Consider the following 14,046-nt stretch of genomic DNA (forward strand, 5'->3'; position numbering starts at 1 on the left):
CGGACGTCCCTAGCCACCGGTCGCCCCGTTCACCGACGCTCGACCCGTACCCGAGGAAAGGCGAATCCGATGAGTTCCGCGACCCCGGCCACCGGCCGCTTCATCGTCGTCGGCTTCGACGGCTCGCCCTCAAGCGACGCGGCACTGCGCTGGGTGCTCGGCGTTGCCGCGCAGCCCGGCGACTCCGTACACGCGGTGGCGGTGCGGCCCGCTGAGGTCCTCCTCCCCGGTACGTCGTGGGCGCTCCAGCCGCACGGCCGGCGTCCGCCCGGCCAGTACTCACCGCGTGAACACATCGCGAGCATCCGCTCGGATTTCCCGGGACAAGCCGAAGTCATGATCTCGACCCCACAGGGCGATCCGGCCACCGAGCTGATCACCGCGTCCACTGATGCCGACCTCCTTGTCGTCGGTGCCCGCGGTGCGGGACGGACGCAACAGCTCCTGCTGGGCAGCGTCTCGCGTGAGTGCGTGCGCTACTCCCGCTGCCCCGTCGTAGTCGTCACCCCCGAAGCGGCACGCCGGCTCGTCCCCACCACGACCGCCTGACTCAACGCAACGGAGCGGCCCAGTCGAGCCGCACCCCGCACCCGGGCCGGGAGTCGAGGGCGAACGTGCCGCCCACTGACTCGGCGCGCTCCCGGAGATTGCCCAAGCCGCTGACGGAGACTTCCGCCGGCAGCCCGGTTCCGTCGTCCACCACCGAAATCGTGACCTTTCCCTCCCTTACCGCCACTGCGACGGTGAGCGTCGTGGCGGCGGAATGGCGCACGGCGTTGCTCACGGCCTCGCGCACCACCGCCTCGACGTGGTCGGCCAGCTGTGGCGGCACGGTGTCGAGCGTGCCCGACATGCTCACCGTCGGGTGCAGGGGTGCGTCGTCGGTGAGTTCGGCGATGGCGTCGTGCAGCCGATGGCGCAGCCGGATCTCCCCTGCCTCCCCGCCGTGCAGGTCGAAGATCGCGGTCCGGATCTCGTGCACGATCTCGTGCATCTGGTCGATGCTCTCCTGGAGCCGGTGCTGAAGGTCCGGGTCCTTCGCCCGCCGCCGCGTGCTCTGCATCGTCAGCCCGACAGCGAACAACCGCTGAATCACGTGATCGTGCAGGTCCCGCGCGATGCGGTCGCGGTCGGACAGGACATCAAGCTCCCGGGCCGCCCGCTGCTGCGCCGCCAGCTGCAGCGCCAGCGCGGCTTGGTCGGCGAACGACGCCACCACCCGCAGCTGCGCCGTCTCGAACTCCGGCGCACCGGGTTCCCGCATCGCGATCAGCACTCCGGAGGTCCGGTCCGCCGCGCGCAGCGGAACCACGAGCGCAGGACCGTACTGGCGATCGGGCGCGAGCCGGAGTTCGGAGAAGCGCCGAGGAGTGCGGTCCCGAAACACCGCACCGGGCACGGTGCCGGCGACGTCGATACGCAGGCCGGTCAGCGGATCCGCGGGGTCACCTACACACACCGTGACCGTGAGGTCATCGGGCTCTGCGTCATCGTCGGTGTCGAGTCGGCCGCCCCCGGGCAACGCGAGCATCGTCACGTCGGACGACGTCAATTCAAGGGCCCTGCTCGCGATCAGGTCCAGCGCGTCGACCGGATCGGTTCCCCCCAGCAGCTCTGTGGTGACCTCGCTGGTCGCGCCGAGCCACCGCTGGCGGATCCGCGTCTGCTCGTACAGGTGCGCGTTCTCGATCGCGATTCCAGCCGCCGCGGCCAAGGCCTGGACGATCGCCTCGTCGTCGTCTGTGAACGCCTCCGCCCCCTGCTTCTCAGTGAGGTACAGGTTGCCGAACACCTCGTCGCGCACGCGGACGGGAACCCCCAGGAACGAGTGCATCGGCGGATGGTTCACGGGGAAACCGACCGACGCAGGGTGCCCCGAAATCTCCTCCAGCCGAAGCGGCTTCGCATCGTCGATCACCAGGCCCAACAAGCCGTGTCCCTCAGGCAGGTGCCCAATTCGCTCGCGCGTCTCCGCGTCGATGCCGAGGTAGACGAACTCCGCGAGGCCGGTGCCGTCTCCAACCACGCCCAGCGCGCCGTAGCGCGCCTCACCCAGATCGACTGCGGCCTGCACGATCCGGCGCAAAGTGGTGTCGAGCTCAAGTCCCGATGCGACCGCGAGGACCGCGTCGAGCAGGCCGTCCATCTTGTCCCGCGTACCGATCAGCACCTCGATGCGGTCCTGTAGGTCGCGCAGGGTTTCCCGCAACTTCAGCTGCGACAGGGTCTCGGACAACCTCCGGTCGCCGCCTGCGGACGTCTTGGCCGACATCGCGCCCTCCTCGCCATCGACGACAATGCGGAGGAAATGACTTTTTCCTCTGTGGTCCCGCCTGCGTCGCGCACAGGCTGGACTTCGACGAACACACACCACACAGTGTGCCGCTTCCCGCGGCTCTGGAGACCGATGACTCTTCACGTGGCTCCGGCCGGGCAGCTCAGCACCGAGCAGGTGACCTCGGTGCTGCGCGCCGCCACGCTGGCGCCGTCAACGCACAACACCCAGCCCTGGTTGTTCACCAGCGACCGCGACGCAATCGAGCTTTACGCGGATCCCGACCGCGCACTCCCGGTCGCCGACGGAGACCGGCGTGAACTCCTGCTCTCGTGCGGCGCGGCGCTGTTCAACTTGCGCACCGCGATCCGTGCGCGCGGCGTCCACCCGGACACGACGCTGTTCCCCCGACGCGGCGACCCCGACCTGCTCGCCGTAATCCGGCCGCGAAGCGCGGCGTCGATCGACTCCCGGTCTGCTGCGCTGGCCCGGGCGATCCCTCGACGGCACACCAACCGTGCGCCGTTCGCGGCGAAACCGGTTCCTTCGGACCTGGTCGGGCTCCTCCGGCACGCCGCCGAAACGGAATCGGCGTGGCTCCCGCGCCTCGACGAAGACCAGCTCGCCGGCCTCAACGACCTCGTCCGCGAAAGCCACCACGTGCAGTCGGCCGACCCGGCGTTCCTCGCCGAGTGGCGACGGTGGACTGGTCGAGCGCCCTCCAGCCGCGACGGCGTGCCCTTCACCGCCGGCGGCACCGCGGCGGCCGACGACACCTGGGTACTGCGCGACTTCGGGGATCGCGCCGCATCGGCCGCTACACCCTTTCCCCCACTCGTGGTGGTGCTCGGGTCCTTCGGTGATTCGCCGGCCGACCGCGTGCGCGCGGGCCAGGCGATGCAGCGGGTGCTGCTGACGGCGACCATGCACGGGCTCGACGCCTCGTTCATCTCCCAGCCGGTCGAGGTCCGCGCCACCCGGATCCGGCTGCGGCACTTGCTTGGTGACGGGCTATGGCCGCAGATCGTGCTGCGGTTCGGCTACGGCGAGCCGGTGGCGTGGACGCCGCGACGGGCCCTCGCGGACATGCTCCTTGAACGGCCGTCGCTGTCGGCCTGATGACTACCCTCTCTTACCCCGCAACTCCGTCGCGAGCACCGCGGCCTGGGTACGCCGCTCCATCCCGAGTTTCGTCAGCAGCCGCGAGACGTAGTTCTTCACAGTCTTCTCCGCCAGGAACATACGCTCGGCGATCTGCCGGTTGGTCAGCCCCTCGCCGATCAGTTCCAGCAAGCTCCGTTCCTGCTCGGAAAGCTGCGCCAACGGGCCTTTCTTTTCCGCAGTGTCGCGCAGCTTCGCCATCAGCGCCGCCGCCGCGTGGGCGTCGAGCAAGGACTTGCCGGCCCCCACCTCACGCACCGCGGACACCAGGTCGAGGCCCTTGATGTCCTTGATGACGTAGCCGCTGGCACCGGCGAGCACGGCGTCGAGCATCGCCTGCTCGTCGGTGTAGGACGTGAGCATCAGACACTTCAGCCCCACCAGTTTCGACAGCAGCTCGCGCGCCAGCTCGATGCCGCTGCCGTCCGGCAACCGCACGTCCAGCACCGCGACGTCCGGCCGCAGCGCCGGGATGCGAGCCAACGCCTGCGACACGCTGATGGCCTGTCCGACAACGGTCAGCTCGTCGTCGTCCTCGAGCAGTTCGGCAACCCCTCGCCGAACCACTTCGTGGTCGTCGACCAGGAACACCCGCAGCATCGGAACTCCTCGTACTCGGGCACAGCGGTATGAGCCGTGCGGTATTCGGAAAGCCTATGGCCGGATTGCCGCTCGACGGCGATGACCGAAGTCCCCGCCGGCCCACCTTTGGTCCCTTTCAGCGCGGTACCGACCAGCTCAGCCGGGTCTGCCCCGTTCCGCGTTCGAGGTTCAGCATGCCGCCACGTTCCCGCGCTCGCTGGTCCAGAGCAGCCAGCTCCGGCGCCGCCACCTGCGTGATGTCGCCCGGCCCGTCACACCCCACCACGGCGGTGAGCCGGCGCGCATCCGCGGTGATCTCCACGCTCACCGCCGTGGCCGCGGCGTGAGCGGCGACCAGCCGCAACGCCTCCCCGAGGAACGGGACCACAGCGTCGACGGGATAGGTGTCCAGCTTTCCGGCGAACCGGGTGGCCGGAACGAGCCCCAGTGACGATTCAGCTTCCGCCACCACGCGCAGCACTTCGTTGCGCAGCAGCACCTGCCGGACAGGCGACACGTCGTCGAGCCGGAAGACGGTCGCCTGGACGTGGTTGATGACGTCGTCCAGGTCGGCGATCGTGTCGCGCAGGCGCTCGGCAACGACAGGCGCCTTCGCCAAAGCCCGCGTGGTCTGCAAGGACAGGCTCGCCGCGTACAGCCGTTGCACGATCTCATCGTGCAACTCGGCGGCAATCCGGTCGCGCTCGTCATGCAACGCGTTGCGCTGCTGCTCGGCCCGCGCCTCCGCCAGTTCGATCGCCACCGCGGCCTGGTCCGCGAACCCCGCGGCCATCTCCAGATCCTCGTCGGTGAACGCCGGCCGACCGGCGCGGCGCGCGGCAGTCAGGACCCCCGTCACCCGGCCATTGCTGGTCAGCGGCACAGCGAACACGGCGTCGATATCCAGCTCGATCACCGGTGCGCGGCTCAATCGTGCTCGTTCCTGCGGCCATGAGCCCGCCCTCGGTTTTCCGGTCGCCATCACCGTCCCGGACATCGTGGCCTCAGCGGGGACGAGCATGCCGAGCAAGGCCTCCGACTGGAGTCCCACCGCGCGATCAACCCGCAGCCAGCGGGGGTCGCCGCTCGGACGGACGATCGTGACCAGATCCGCGACGGCCAGTTCCCGTGTGTGGTTCGCGACCAGATCCAGAGGACTTCCCGGATCGAACGACAGGAGCTCACGCGCGATGGCGCCCGATGCGCGAAGCCAGGCCTGCTGGCTCCGCGCGGTCTCGTACAACCGCGCATTGTCGATGGCACTGCCCGCCGCGGCAGCCAGTGCGAGCGCGAGCTGCTCGTCCTGCGGGCTGAACCGGCCCCGCTCCCCGTCAGCAAAATACAGGTTCCCGAAAACGCTTTCCCGCACGCGGATCGGCACCCCGAGGAAGCTCTCCATCGGCGGGTGCCCCGGGGGGAACCCGATCGAACGTGGGTCGTCCTGGAGCCGAGTCCACCGGATCGGCCGCGGGTCGTCGATGAGTGCGCCGAGCAGGCCCTTGCCCTCGGGCAGGTGCCCAATCCGGGTGAGGGCGTCCGCGTCCATGCCGACGTGCACGAACTCCTCGAGCCGCCCGTCCGCACCGATCACCCCGAGTGCCGCGTATCGCGCGCCGATCAGCTCGTGCGCGGCGTCGACGATCCGCCGCAGCAACGCCGGGAGAGCGAGGTCGCTGGTGATCATCTGGGTCGCCCGCAGAAGGCCTCTCAGGCGGCCCTGAGTGCCGATGACTTCTTGGGCGCGTTCGATCAGCTGGGCCAGCAGCTGGTCCAGCTCAAGCCGAGGCTGGTCGGGGAACGTCAACCGGCCAGGGTCGGCTTCGTCGTGTTCGCTCACCCCGGCTCCCGCTGTCTCGAAAGCCCGCGTTTGGATGAAACCGCGCAGCGCCCAAGTGTCGGCACCTTCAGGCAACGACGTCAACCCAGCGCATCCCGACCGTAGATCTCAAAACTGCGCGATCAACGAGTAAAAGTGCCAGACGTTCATGGTCGGGAAGGTCCGTCACGGCGGGCGCAGGACACAGGACCGCCGACACAATGCGAGACTGCGCCCGATCAGCCCACCCACTTCCATTCCAACACCTCAGGCAAATCCTCGCCGTGCTCGTTGATCCACCGCCGGTGTCGGTCCTGCGCCTGGGTCATCCTCTGCCGCAGCACGCCAGCCGTCGCGACGAGACCCGGCACGCGGTCGATCACGTCGATCACCAGCTGGAAGCGGTCCATGTAGTTGAGCACCAACATGTCGAACGGTGTAGTCGTGGTGCCGTGTTCGGTGTAGCCGCGGACGTGGAATTCGGCGTGGTTGGTCCGGCGGTAGGCGAGCCGGTGAATGAGCCACGGGTAGCCGTGGTAAGCGAAGATCACTGGACGGTCGGGGGTGAACAGTGCGTCGAACTCGCGGTCGCCCAGGCCGTGGGGGTGTTCGGCGGCCGGTTGCAGCCGCATGAGGTCGACGACGTTCACTACGCGCACCGCCAGGTCCGGGAGTTCTGCGCGCAGGATCGAGGCGGCGGCGAGAACCTCCAGTGTGGGGGCATCGCCGGCGCAGGCGAGGACGACGTCGGGCTCACGGTCGAGGTGGGTGCTCGCCCACTCCCAGATGCCGACGCCTCGGGCGCAGTGCAGCGCGGCCTCCTGCGCGTCGAGCCAGTCGGGCGTCTCGTTCTTGCCCGCCACGATCACGTTCACGTAGTCCCGGCTGCGCAGGCAGTGCGCGGCGACCTCGAGCAAGGTGTTGGTGTCCGGCGGGAAGTACGCGCGCACGACCTCCGGGCTCTTGTTCGCCACGTGGTCGACGAATCCGGGATCCTGATGGGAGAAGCCGTTGTGGTCCTGCCGCCACACGTGGGAGGTGAGCAGGTAGTTCAGCGATGCCACCGGCCGCCGCCACGGGATATCGCGGTGTGTGCGCAGCCACTTGACATGCTGGTTGACCATAGAGTCCACGATGTGCGCGAACGCCTCATAACAGGAGAACAGGCCGTGGCGGCCGCTGAGCAGGTAGCCCTCCAGCCAGCCCTGGCACAGGTGCTCTGAAAGCACCTCCAGCACACGGCCCTCCGGCGCGAGATGCTCGTCGGTCCCGACGACGGTCAGCTGCCAGGCCTTGGCAGTGACGTCGTACACGGCATCGAGGCGATTGGACGCCGTCTCGTCCGGCCCGAACAGCCGGAAGTTCGCCTGTTCTGCGTTGCGCCGGAACACCTCGCGCAGGAACCGTCCCAGCACCCGCGTCGGCTCCGCGGACGTCGCTCCCGGTTCGCTCACGGGCATCGCGTGCTCAGCGACCTCGGGAAGAGCCAGCGGTTGCAGCAGGACGCCGCCATTAGCGTGCGGGTTCGCGCCCATTCGCCGGTGCCCGCGGGGAACCAACGCGGTGACCGCAGCGGTGGGCCGGCCGCGTGCGTCGAACAGCTCGTCGGGCCGGTAGGACCGCAACCACACCTCCAGCGCGTGCAGGTGCTCGGGGTCCTCTCGCACCCGCGCGAGCGGAACCTGGTGCGCGCGCCAGGTTCCCTCCACCTGCTTACCGTCCACAGTGGCCGGCCCAGTCCAACCCTTCGGAGACCGCAACACGATCATCGGCCAGGGCCGCCTGCTCCGACTCCGCTGCTGCACTGCCAGATCGGCGACTACGGCGTCGAGCGCGGCCGCCATCGCCTGGTGCATCGCCGCCGGCTGGTCGCCCTCCACGTACACCGGTGCCCAACCGGCCCCGCGCAGCAGCGAATCCAGTTCGGACGGCGGGATCCGCGACAGCACCGTGGGGTTGGCGATTTTGTAGCCGTTGAGGTGCAGAATCGGCAGCACGGCGCCGTCGCGGCGCGAGTCGAGGAACCGGCTCGCCTGCCAGCTGGTGGCCAGCGGTCCCGTCTCGGCTTCACCATCACCGACGACGCAGGCGACGAGCAGGCCCGGGTTGTCGAACGCGGCGCCGAACGCGTGAGCGAGGGAATACCCCAGCTCACCCCCTTCGTGGATCGAGCCCGGGACGTGCGGGGAGACGTGGCTCGGCACGCCGCCGGGGAAGGAGAACTGCCGGAAGAGCTGATGCAATCCCTCCTCGTCGCGGGAAACCTCGGGCCACAGCTCGGAGTACGTGCCCTCGAGCCACGTGTGCGCCCGCAGTGCGGGCCCGCCGTGGCCGGGACCGGTGACGAACATCGCGTCCAGGTCGTGAGTCAGGATCGCGCGGTTGAGGTGCGCGTAGACGAAGTTCAGCCCGGGCGAGGTCCCCCAGTGGCCGAGCAGGCGCGGTTTGACCTGCCCGGCCACAAGCGGTTCCTTCAGCAACGGGTTGGCCATGAGGTAGATCTGCCCCACAGTCAGGTAGTTGGCCGCCCGCCATTGGGAGTCGACCTGAGCCAGCTCGACCGGCGACAGCGTCGCGGCGGTGGTGTCGAGAGCCGTCACCGCTTCGGCTCCGGCCGCACCACGAGCACCGGACACGACGCGTGGTGCAGCAGCGCCTGGCTCGTCGAACCGAGGAGCATCCCGGCGAACCCGCCGCGCCCGCGGCTGCCGACGACCACCAGCTGGGACCGGTCGGACTCGGCAAGCAGGGCGTGCCGCGGCCGGTCCTGCACGAGCGTCCGGCGGACCTCGACCTCGGGGTACTTCTCCTGCCAGCCGGCGAGCCGCTGCGCCAGGAGGCGTTCCTCGGTCGGCTCCAGGGATTCCGGCTGCGGCATCAGCCGGGCGGTGCTGTCGGCCGAGTCGTACGTGACGTCGTTCCACGCGTGCACCGCCACGAGCGGAACACTGCGGAAGTCGGCTTCTTCGAACGCGACCCCGATGGCGGCTTCGCTGTTCGGGGTGCCGTCAACCCCGACCACGACGGGGCCGTCCAGAGGCACCGGACCCTCGCCGTGCCGCCCGCGGACCACCGCCACCGGGCAGTAGGCGTGGCTCGCGACGGTCGCGGCCGTGGCACCGACGAGCATGCCGGCGAACCCGCCGGTCCCACTCCGGCCGACCACGATCATCCGCACGCGCCGCGACCGCTCGATCAAACTGGCGGGCGCGGCGTCGGTGAGCACCTCTGTGCGCACGGTGAGAGCCGCGTCGACGAAGAGCGCCTGTTCCCGGGCCTTCGCGACGATCCGGTCACCTTCTTGCCGGAGCTGGTCGAACAACACGTCGCTGCCGGCCGACGCACCGCCGTAGTAGAGAGCCGCCACCTGCAGGCAGTGCACGATTTCCAGCTCGAGGGCCCGACCTGACACGAGCCGCGCGGCCCAGTGGACCGCCTCGTCGGCGCCGGGGGAACCGTCGACGCCCACGACCACGGTGGTGCTGTTGCGTGTTGTCATGACCAAGGGTCCTCTCCGGACGAAACTGTTTCGGCGCCGACTACGCCGGGCACCGCGAGCGCGAGCAGGGTGGCAACGTGACGGTCGGTTGTGTCGTCGTAGCGGTCGACAATGCGCACGAGCCCGTCGTGGACCTCGACCTTCCAGCGGCCCGTCCCGCCGTAGATTTCGAGCCGGTGACGCACGTCCACCGCGATCGCGGCGTCCTCGCGCGCCAGCACCCGGACCACGTCTCCCCGGGTGACGATGCCCACCACGCGGCTGCCGTCGACGATCGGCATCGCCCGGATCTTCGCGTCGACCAGGGCCTGGCAGAGATCGGCCACGTCGGTGCCGGAAGACATCGCGGTGACCGGCGTGCTCATCACCTGCTCCACGGTCGTGTCGACCGGCGCAGAAGGTTCGGGACGCAGATGCGCCGACCGGGTGTCGGCCGGGATCCGGCCGCGGATCAGGTCGGCTTCGGTGACGATGCCGATGAGACGTTCGTCGTCGTCGACCACCGGCAGTGCGGTGAATCCGTGCTCGGACAGCACCTCCGCGGCCTCTTTTGCCGGCGCCCATGGATGGACCGTCACCACCGGCGCGGACATCAGGTCTCGTGCACGCATCGGGTTCTCCCTTTCGTTGTGCTACACCGAAAATAGGCAACACCCGGCATCCGGCACTCCGGTCCGGAGTCACCGGCGCGAAGGACCAACGTCCTCAGCTCGGTGACCGAGCACCCACCCCAGGCCGTTTTGCCGACGCTCTCTTGGCACACACGGGCAGCACCCGGACGGCCAACGAACGAGCTCCGAGTCGCGGCTGCTCGCGCGGACAATCCACCGCAGTTTCTCGGAGTTCCCGCCCGCAGGCGGCGCTTCGACCCGGCACCCCGCGCCGTCACTGCGACCGAGCCGCCACCACGTTCCGACTTGCCTCAGCACGAGGTCGTGACACGGCAACCGCAATGCGGGGTATCGCGGAAGATGCTGTCGAAGGGCACGCGCAAGCGCGCGTCACTCGCGAGGGACGGAAGCTTCGCGATCATTTCCTGCTTCCCGGCCGGACCACCGCGACCGGGCACGCGGAGTGCACCAGCAGTGCCTTACTCGTGGAGCCGAGCAGCATCCCGGTGAATCCGCCGCGCCCGCGGCTTCCGACGACGATCAGCTGGGCCTCGGCGCCGCGTTCCAGCAGCGTCCGGACCGGCCTGCCGCGCACGACCACCATCTCAACCGGCAGATCAGGGAACTTCTCGCGCCACGGAGCCAACTGCTCGTTCACCAGCCGGCGCTCGGCGGCGGCATCGGCCTCCGGGTCGAAGTCCCGTTTCCGCAGCGACCCGTCCGGAGTGATCTCGCTCCAGGTGTGGATCGCCACGAGAGTGGTTTCCCGTGCGGCGGCTTCTTCGCAGGCATAGCCGAGCGCATCGGTGCTGTCGGAAGAGCCGTCGAGCCCCACCAGAACGGGACCACCCGCCGGCGGCGGGTCGTCCGGCTTCCGGCCACGAACCACGACGACGGGGCAAGGCGCGTGGGCGGCGAGCGAGACCGCTGTAGAGCCGAGGAGCAGCCCGGTGAACCCGCCGAGACCGCGGGAACCCAACGCCACCAGTTCGGCACTCGCGCACTCCCGCAGCAAGATGCCCACCGCGCTGCCCTCGACGGCGGTCTGCTGGATCTTCAGCGAAGGCCAGCGTGCGAGCACGGCGCCTTCGGCCTCGGCGAGGCAGGACTCGGCCTGGGCCCGGAACCCGGCCCTGACGGCGCGAACTGCCATCCCCGACACCCCTGGTGGAGGAACGATGTAGGCCTGCACCAGGCGCAGCACGGCGCCCCGGCGCGCGGCCACCGCCGCGGCCCACTCTGCGGCGTGCAGCGCCGAATCGGAGCCATCGATCCCGGCCAGCACCACGCGTTCGTCACGCCCGGACATTGCGTGCACCTCCCGCCCGCCGCAGGGCGCGCAGGCGCTCGAACCGGAGCCGGTCCTGTTCGTCGCGCTCGGTGATCTCGGCTTCGGTCAGGACGACGCCGTCCGGTCCGGGAAATACCGTCGACACGTGGTCGTCGGCGAGCCAGCGGACGGTGAAGGGCGGTGTCCCGTCCGGCCCGCCGACAGCGAGGATCCGGCCCCGCTGTTCGGGTAGGTCTACCCGAACCCCCTTCACGATGAGCCAGTCGCCCGGTTGTGCGTGCATCAGTCACTCCTCCTCGAGATCTGCGCCGGCGACCGCCGCCGGTCCCGACAGTTCCACCCCCGTCACTCCGTCGACTGTCTTCGCGAGCGCGATGACGAGTCGCCATTCGGCTTCGTCGGCGAAAGTCCCGGAGACAGTCACCAGCCCGCCCGTGACGGACACCGACCAAAGGTCTCGGTGTCCGGTGTAGTCGCTGAACAGGCTGCGTACCTTCGATGCGATGGCGTCGTCGTGGCTCACGAGCCGGCGGAGCAGGTCGCACCGGCTCACAATGCCCACGAGCCCCCCGCCGTCCACTACCGGGACACTGCGGAGCCGGGCGACGAGCATCCCGACGGCGATGTCGCTGACCTCGATGTCGAGGCCCACGACCTCGACCGGCTTGGTAATCACCGACTCCACGCGCAGACCCGGCCCGACCGGGCTCGCCCGTCAACACCCCGATCAGGGCATCCGACTCCGTGAAAAGACCGAGGACGCGATTATTGTCATCGACCACGTGCAGCGCGGCGATGCCGTGCCCGGTCAGCAACGCGATCGCTTCCCGCCCCGGAGTAGTGGGCCCGACCCGCACCACAGGGCGGCTCATGATGTCCCGTGCGCGCACGAGGTCCCTCCTCCGACTCAGTGGACGACCGCGACTGGACACGCCGCTTGCGCGAGCAGCCGGTTGCCGGTAGAGCCGAAGAGCCCGCCGGATACGGGGCCCCGGCCACGAGTGCCGATGACGATCAGCTGTGCATCGTCGAACCCCATGAGTGCCCGCGCGGCAGAGCGGTCGCGGACCAATCGGCTCCGCACCTGCACCTCGGGGTACTTTCGCGCCAAGGTGCCGACCAGCCGGCGAAGCTCCTCTTCTTCGGTCTGCGACTCCGCTTCGACGATCTCCTGTTCATCCAGAAGGCCCTCGTGCCACGCGTGCGCGGCGATCACCGGCACGCCCCGGCTCAGAGCGGCCTCGAAGGCGAACTGGAGCGCGCAGTCGTCCTCGTTGACGCCGGCGACCACCGGGCCGTCCGGATTCACCCGCCCGCGCACCACTACCACCGGACAGTGAGCGCCGGCGGCCACCCGGAGCGCGACCGAACCGATGGCGACGCCGCGCAACCCGCCAACGCCGTGCGAGCCGACGACGACGAGCGAGGCTTCCGCCGAGTGCTCGATCAGCAGGTCGGCGGCGAGGCCGAGGCGCACCAAGTACTCCGTCCTAACGCCCGGCGCCGTCTCTTCCGCGACCTGCGCGGCCCGCCGCATCCAGCGGTGGGCCCGCTCGAGTAGCAGGGGGACTTCCGGCGACCGTTGCCGTGCGGTGAGGTCCGCCGTCTCGAACAGCCCGGCGTGAAACAGCTGCAGCGCGCAACCGCGACGCGCGGCTTCCTCCGCCGCCCACCGGACGGCGGCCAGCGCCACCTCCGATTCGTCGACTCCCGCCACCACTGGTGGGCGGGCTACCCTTCCGATCACGTCCTGCCTCCGTTCCCCGCCTGCGGTTCCGGCGGTGATCCCACGGTCTCCCAGTGGCGACCAGACCAGTCAGGGGCCGAAGTCCCTTCCCCGTGGGACGAAAGCGCGGAACCCTTCAGCACCGTGGCCGAGTAGACAGGCACCTCACGCTGCAGGCGCCGGTCGGTGCGGGGTGTAACCACTGTCCCGTGTCCTGGGCGGCAGCGTCAGGCCTCCCGCAGGAGAGCGGGGTAGGGGCACGCGCGAGCAGGTCGCGATCATGTTGATCCGCCCGCGCCGCTGCTGGGCGCTATCGACGTACCACGGCGCCTCGGGAATACCGGTGTGCACGGCCGTGCCGTTCTTCACCGGCGAGAGCAGTCGTCCGACTTCGAAACCTGGAACCGGTACTTCCGCAGCAGGTTGTCGGCGCCGACCAACAATCGCTCGAAGATCGGGTACGCCTGCAGGAACCTGCGGGTACTCCTCGGGGTTGCAGAACGCCAACATGTCCTCCGCGCCGGCGCAGGTTGTACTAGCTGCGGTCGAACAGCAGGACCTTCCCCGCGGCGGTCAGCAGTTCCACGTACCGCTAGAAGTACCACCCGCGCGCCCGCGCTCGGTGCGCTTCGGCAACGCCTCGATCTTCACCGCACGGGGGTTGAGGTGCTCGGAGAAGCGTTTGAGCGTGCTCCCTTTGCCTCCGGCAGGTCCACCAGCTCGATCTGCAGCCGTGCGAGCTCCGTCTCGTAGAACGTGCGCGGCAACCACCCGACGGGCCATACGAGGGTCATCAGGCCACGTCGTGCGGAAGCGTGAACCCTGACCACCCATCGCTCTGCCGCACTGAGCAACGCGAAACCAAGGTCGCGCCGCGCGGCGAACCTGCTAGGGACGAAAGCCCACAGCGTCCCGGCACCAGCCACACGGCGTCCGAAAGTCCCCCGTGCGGGGACCAACGCCTCTCACGGCGACCGGCGCGCGGAGAGAGTCTGAGCACCCGGACACGAGGAGAAACTGATGGGGTTCAGCACCGCGGAGCCCACATACACCACCGAGACGCCGCCGCGCCATGGTCGGGGCCG

13 protein-coding genes and 1 pseudogene are annotated in these 14,046 nt (G+C 69.5%); 2 read left to right on the forward strand and 12 right to left on the reverse strand.

The features are described from left to right. Positions 1-69 precede the first annotated feature (69 nt). Positions 70-549 carry a universal stress protein gene (locus tag AB0H62_RS16355; RefSeq protein WP_220241556.1) on the forward strand — a complete coding sequence of 160 codons (480 nt, stop codon included), beginning with the start codon at positions 70-72 and terminating at the stop codon, positions 547-549. 1 nt (position 550) lies between these two features. Here the strand turns inward: AB0H62_RS16355 and AB0H62_RS16360 are convergent, their stop codons facing one another. Beyond that, positions 551-2,272, reverse strand: a complete 1,722-nt coding sequence (locus AB0H62_RS16360; protein ID WP_220241557.1) for a GAF domain-containing sensor histidine kinase — start codon at positions 2,270-2,272, stop codon at positions 551-553. 135 nt (positions 2,273-2,407) lie between these two features. On the opposite strand from AB0H62_RS16360, the gene AB0H62_RS16365 reads away from it, so the two are divergent. Beyond that, entirely contained in the window at positions 2,408-3,394 is a 987-nt protein-coding gene (locus tag AB0H62_RS16365) for a hypothetical protein (protein WP_220241558.1), read from the forward strand. A gap of 3 nt (positions 3,395-3,397) precedes the next feature. Here the strand turns inward: AB0H62_RS16365 and AB0H62_RS16370 are convergent, their stop codons facing one another. The 11 genes and pseudogenes from AB0H62_RS16370 to AB0H62_RS16420 all read right to left on the reverse strand — a co-directional run bounded on the left by AB0H62_RS16370 (position 3,398) and on the right by AB0H62_RS16420 (position 13,795). Beyond that, positions 3,398-4,036, reverse strand: coding sequence for a response regulator transcription factor (locus AB0H62_RS16370; RefSeq protein WP_220241559.1), 639 nt, complete (start codon positions 4,034-4,036; stop codon positions 3,398-3,400). Between the two features lie 118 nt (positions 4,037-4,154). After that, positions 4,155-5,855 (reverse strand): GAF domain-containing protein, encoded by a 1,701-nt coding sequence (locus AB0H62_RS16375; RefSeq protein ID WP_220241560.1) that lies wholly within the window; start codon positions 5,853-5,855, stop codon positions 4,155-4,157. Between the two features lie 218 nt (positions 5,856-6,073). After that, positions 6,074-8,434: a phosphoketolase family protein gene (locus AB0H62_RS16380; RefSeq protein WP_220241561.1), complete on the reverse strand. Its 2,361-nt coding sequence runs from the start codon at positions 8,432-8,434 to the stop codon at positions 6,074-6,076. Further along, positions 8,431-9,333, reverse strand: a complete 903-nt coding sequence (locus tag AB0H62_RS16385) for a universal stress protein (protein ID WP_220241562.1) — start codon at positions 9,331-9,333, stop codon at positions 8,431-8,433. The genes AB0H62_RS16380 and AB0H62_RS16385 overlap by 4 nt, the downstream gene beginning before the upstream one ends. Beyond that, positions 9,330-9,944, reverse strand: coding sequence for a CBS domain-containing protein (locus AB0H62_RS16390; protein WP_360586717.1), 615 nt, complete (start codon positions 9,942-9,944; stop codon positions 9,330-9,332). Before AB0H62_RS16390 ends, AB0H62_RS16385 begins: the two co-directional genes overlap by 4 nt. 418 nt (positions 9,945-10,362) lie before the next feature. Next, positions 10,363-11,253, reverse strand: coding sequence for a universal stress protein (locus AB0H62_RS16395; RefSeq protein ID WP_220241564.1), 891 nt, complete (start codon positions 11,251-11,253; stop codon positions 10,363-10,365). Further along, positions 11,240-11,518, reverse strand: coding sequence for a DUF1918 domain-containing protein (locus AB0H62_RS16400; RefSeq protein WP_220241565.1), 279 nt, complete (start codon positions 11,516-11,518; stop codon positions 11,240-11,242). The genes AB0H62_RS16395 and AB0H62_RS16400 overlap by 14 nt, the downstream gene beginning before the upstream one ends. Before the next feature lie 3 nt (positions 11,519-11,521). Continuing rightward, entirely contained in the window at positions 11,522-11,887 is a 366-nt protein-coding gene (locus tag AB0H62_RS16405; protein WP_360586720.1) for a BON domain-containing protein, read from the reverse strand. A gap of 136 nt (positions 11,888-12,023) precedes the next feature. Beyond that, positions 12,024-12,107, reverse strand: a pseudogene (locus AB0H62_RS16410) (signal transduction protein); the annotation flags it as partial. A 35-nt stretch (positions 12,108-12,142) separates the two neighbouring features. Then, a complete protein-coding gene (locus tag AB0H62_RS16415) occupies positions 12,143-12,982 on the reverse strand; it encodes a universal stress protein (protein WP_255638112.1) in 840 nt (279 codons plus the stop codon). A gap of 552 nt (positions 12,983-13,534) precedes the next feature. Continuing rightward, positions 13,535-13,795, reverse strand: a complete 261-nt coding sequence (locus AB0H62_RS16420; RefSeq protein WP_360586723.1) for a hypothetical protein — start codon at positions 13,793-13,795, stop codon at positions 13,535-13,537. Between the last annotated feature and the right edge of the window lie 251 nt (positions 13,796-14,046).

The organism is Amycolatopsis sp. NPDC050768 (assembly GCF_040654155.1).
In the GTDB taxonomy this organism is placed as follows: domain Bacteria; phylum Actinomycetota; class Actinomycetes; order Mycobacteriales; family Pseudonocardiaceae; genus Amycolatopsis.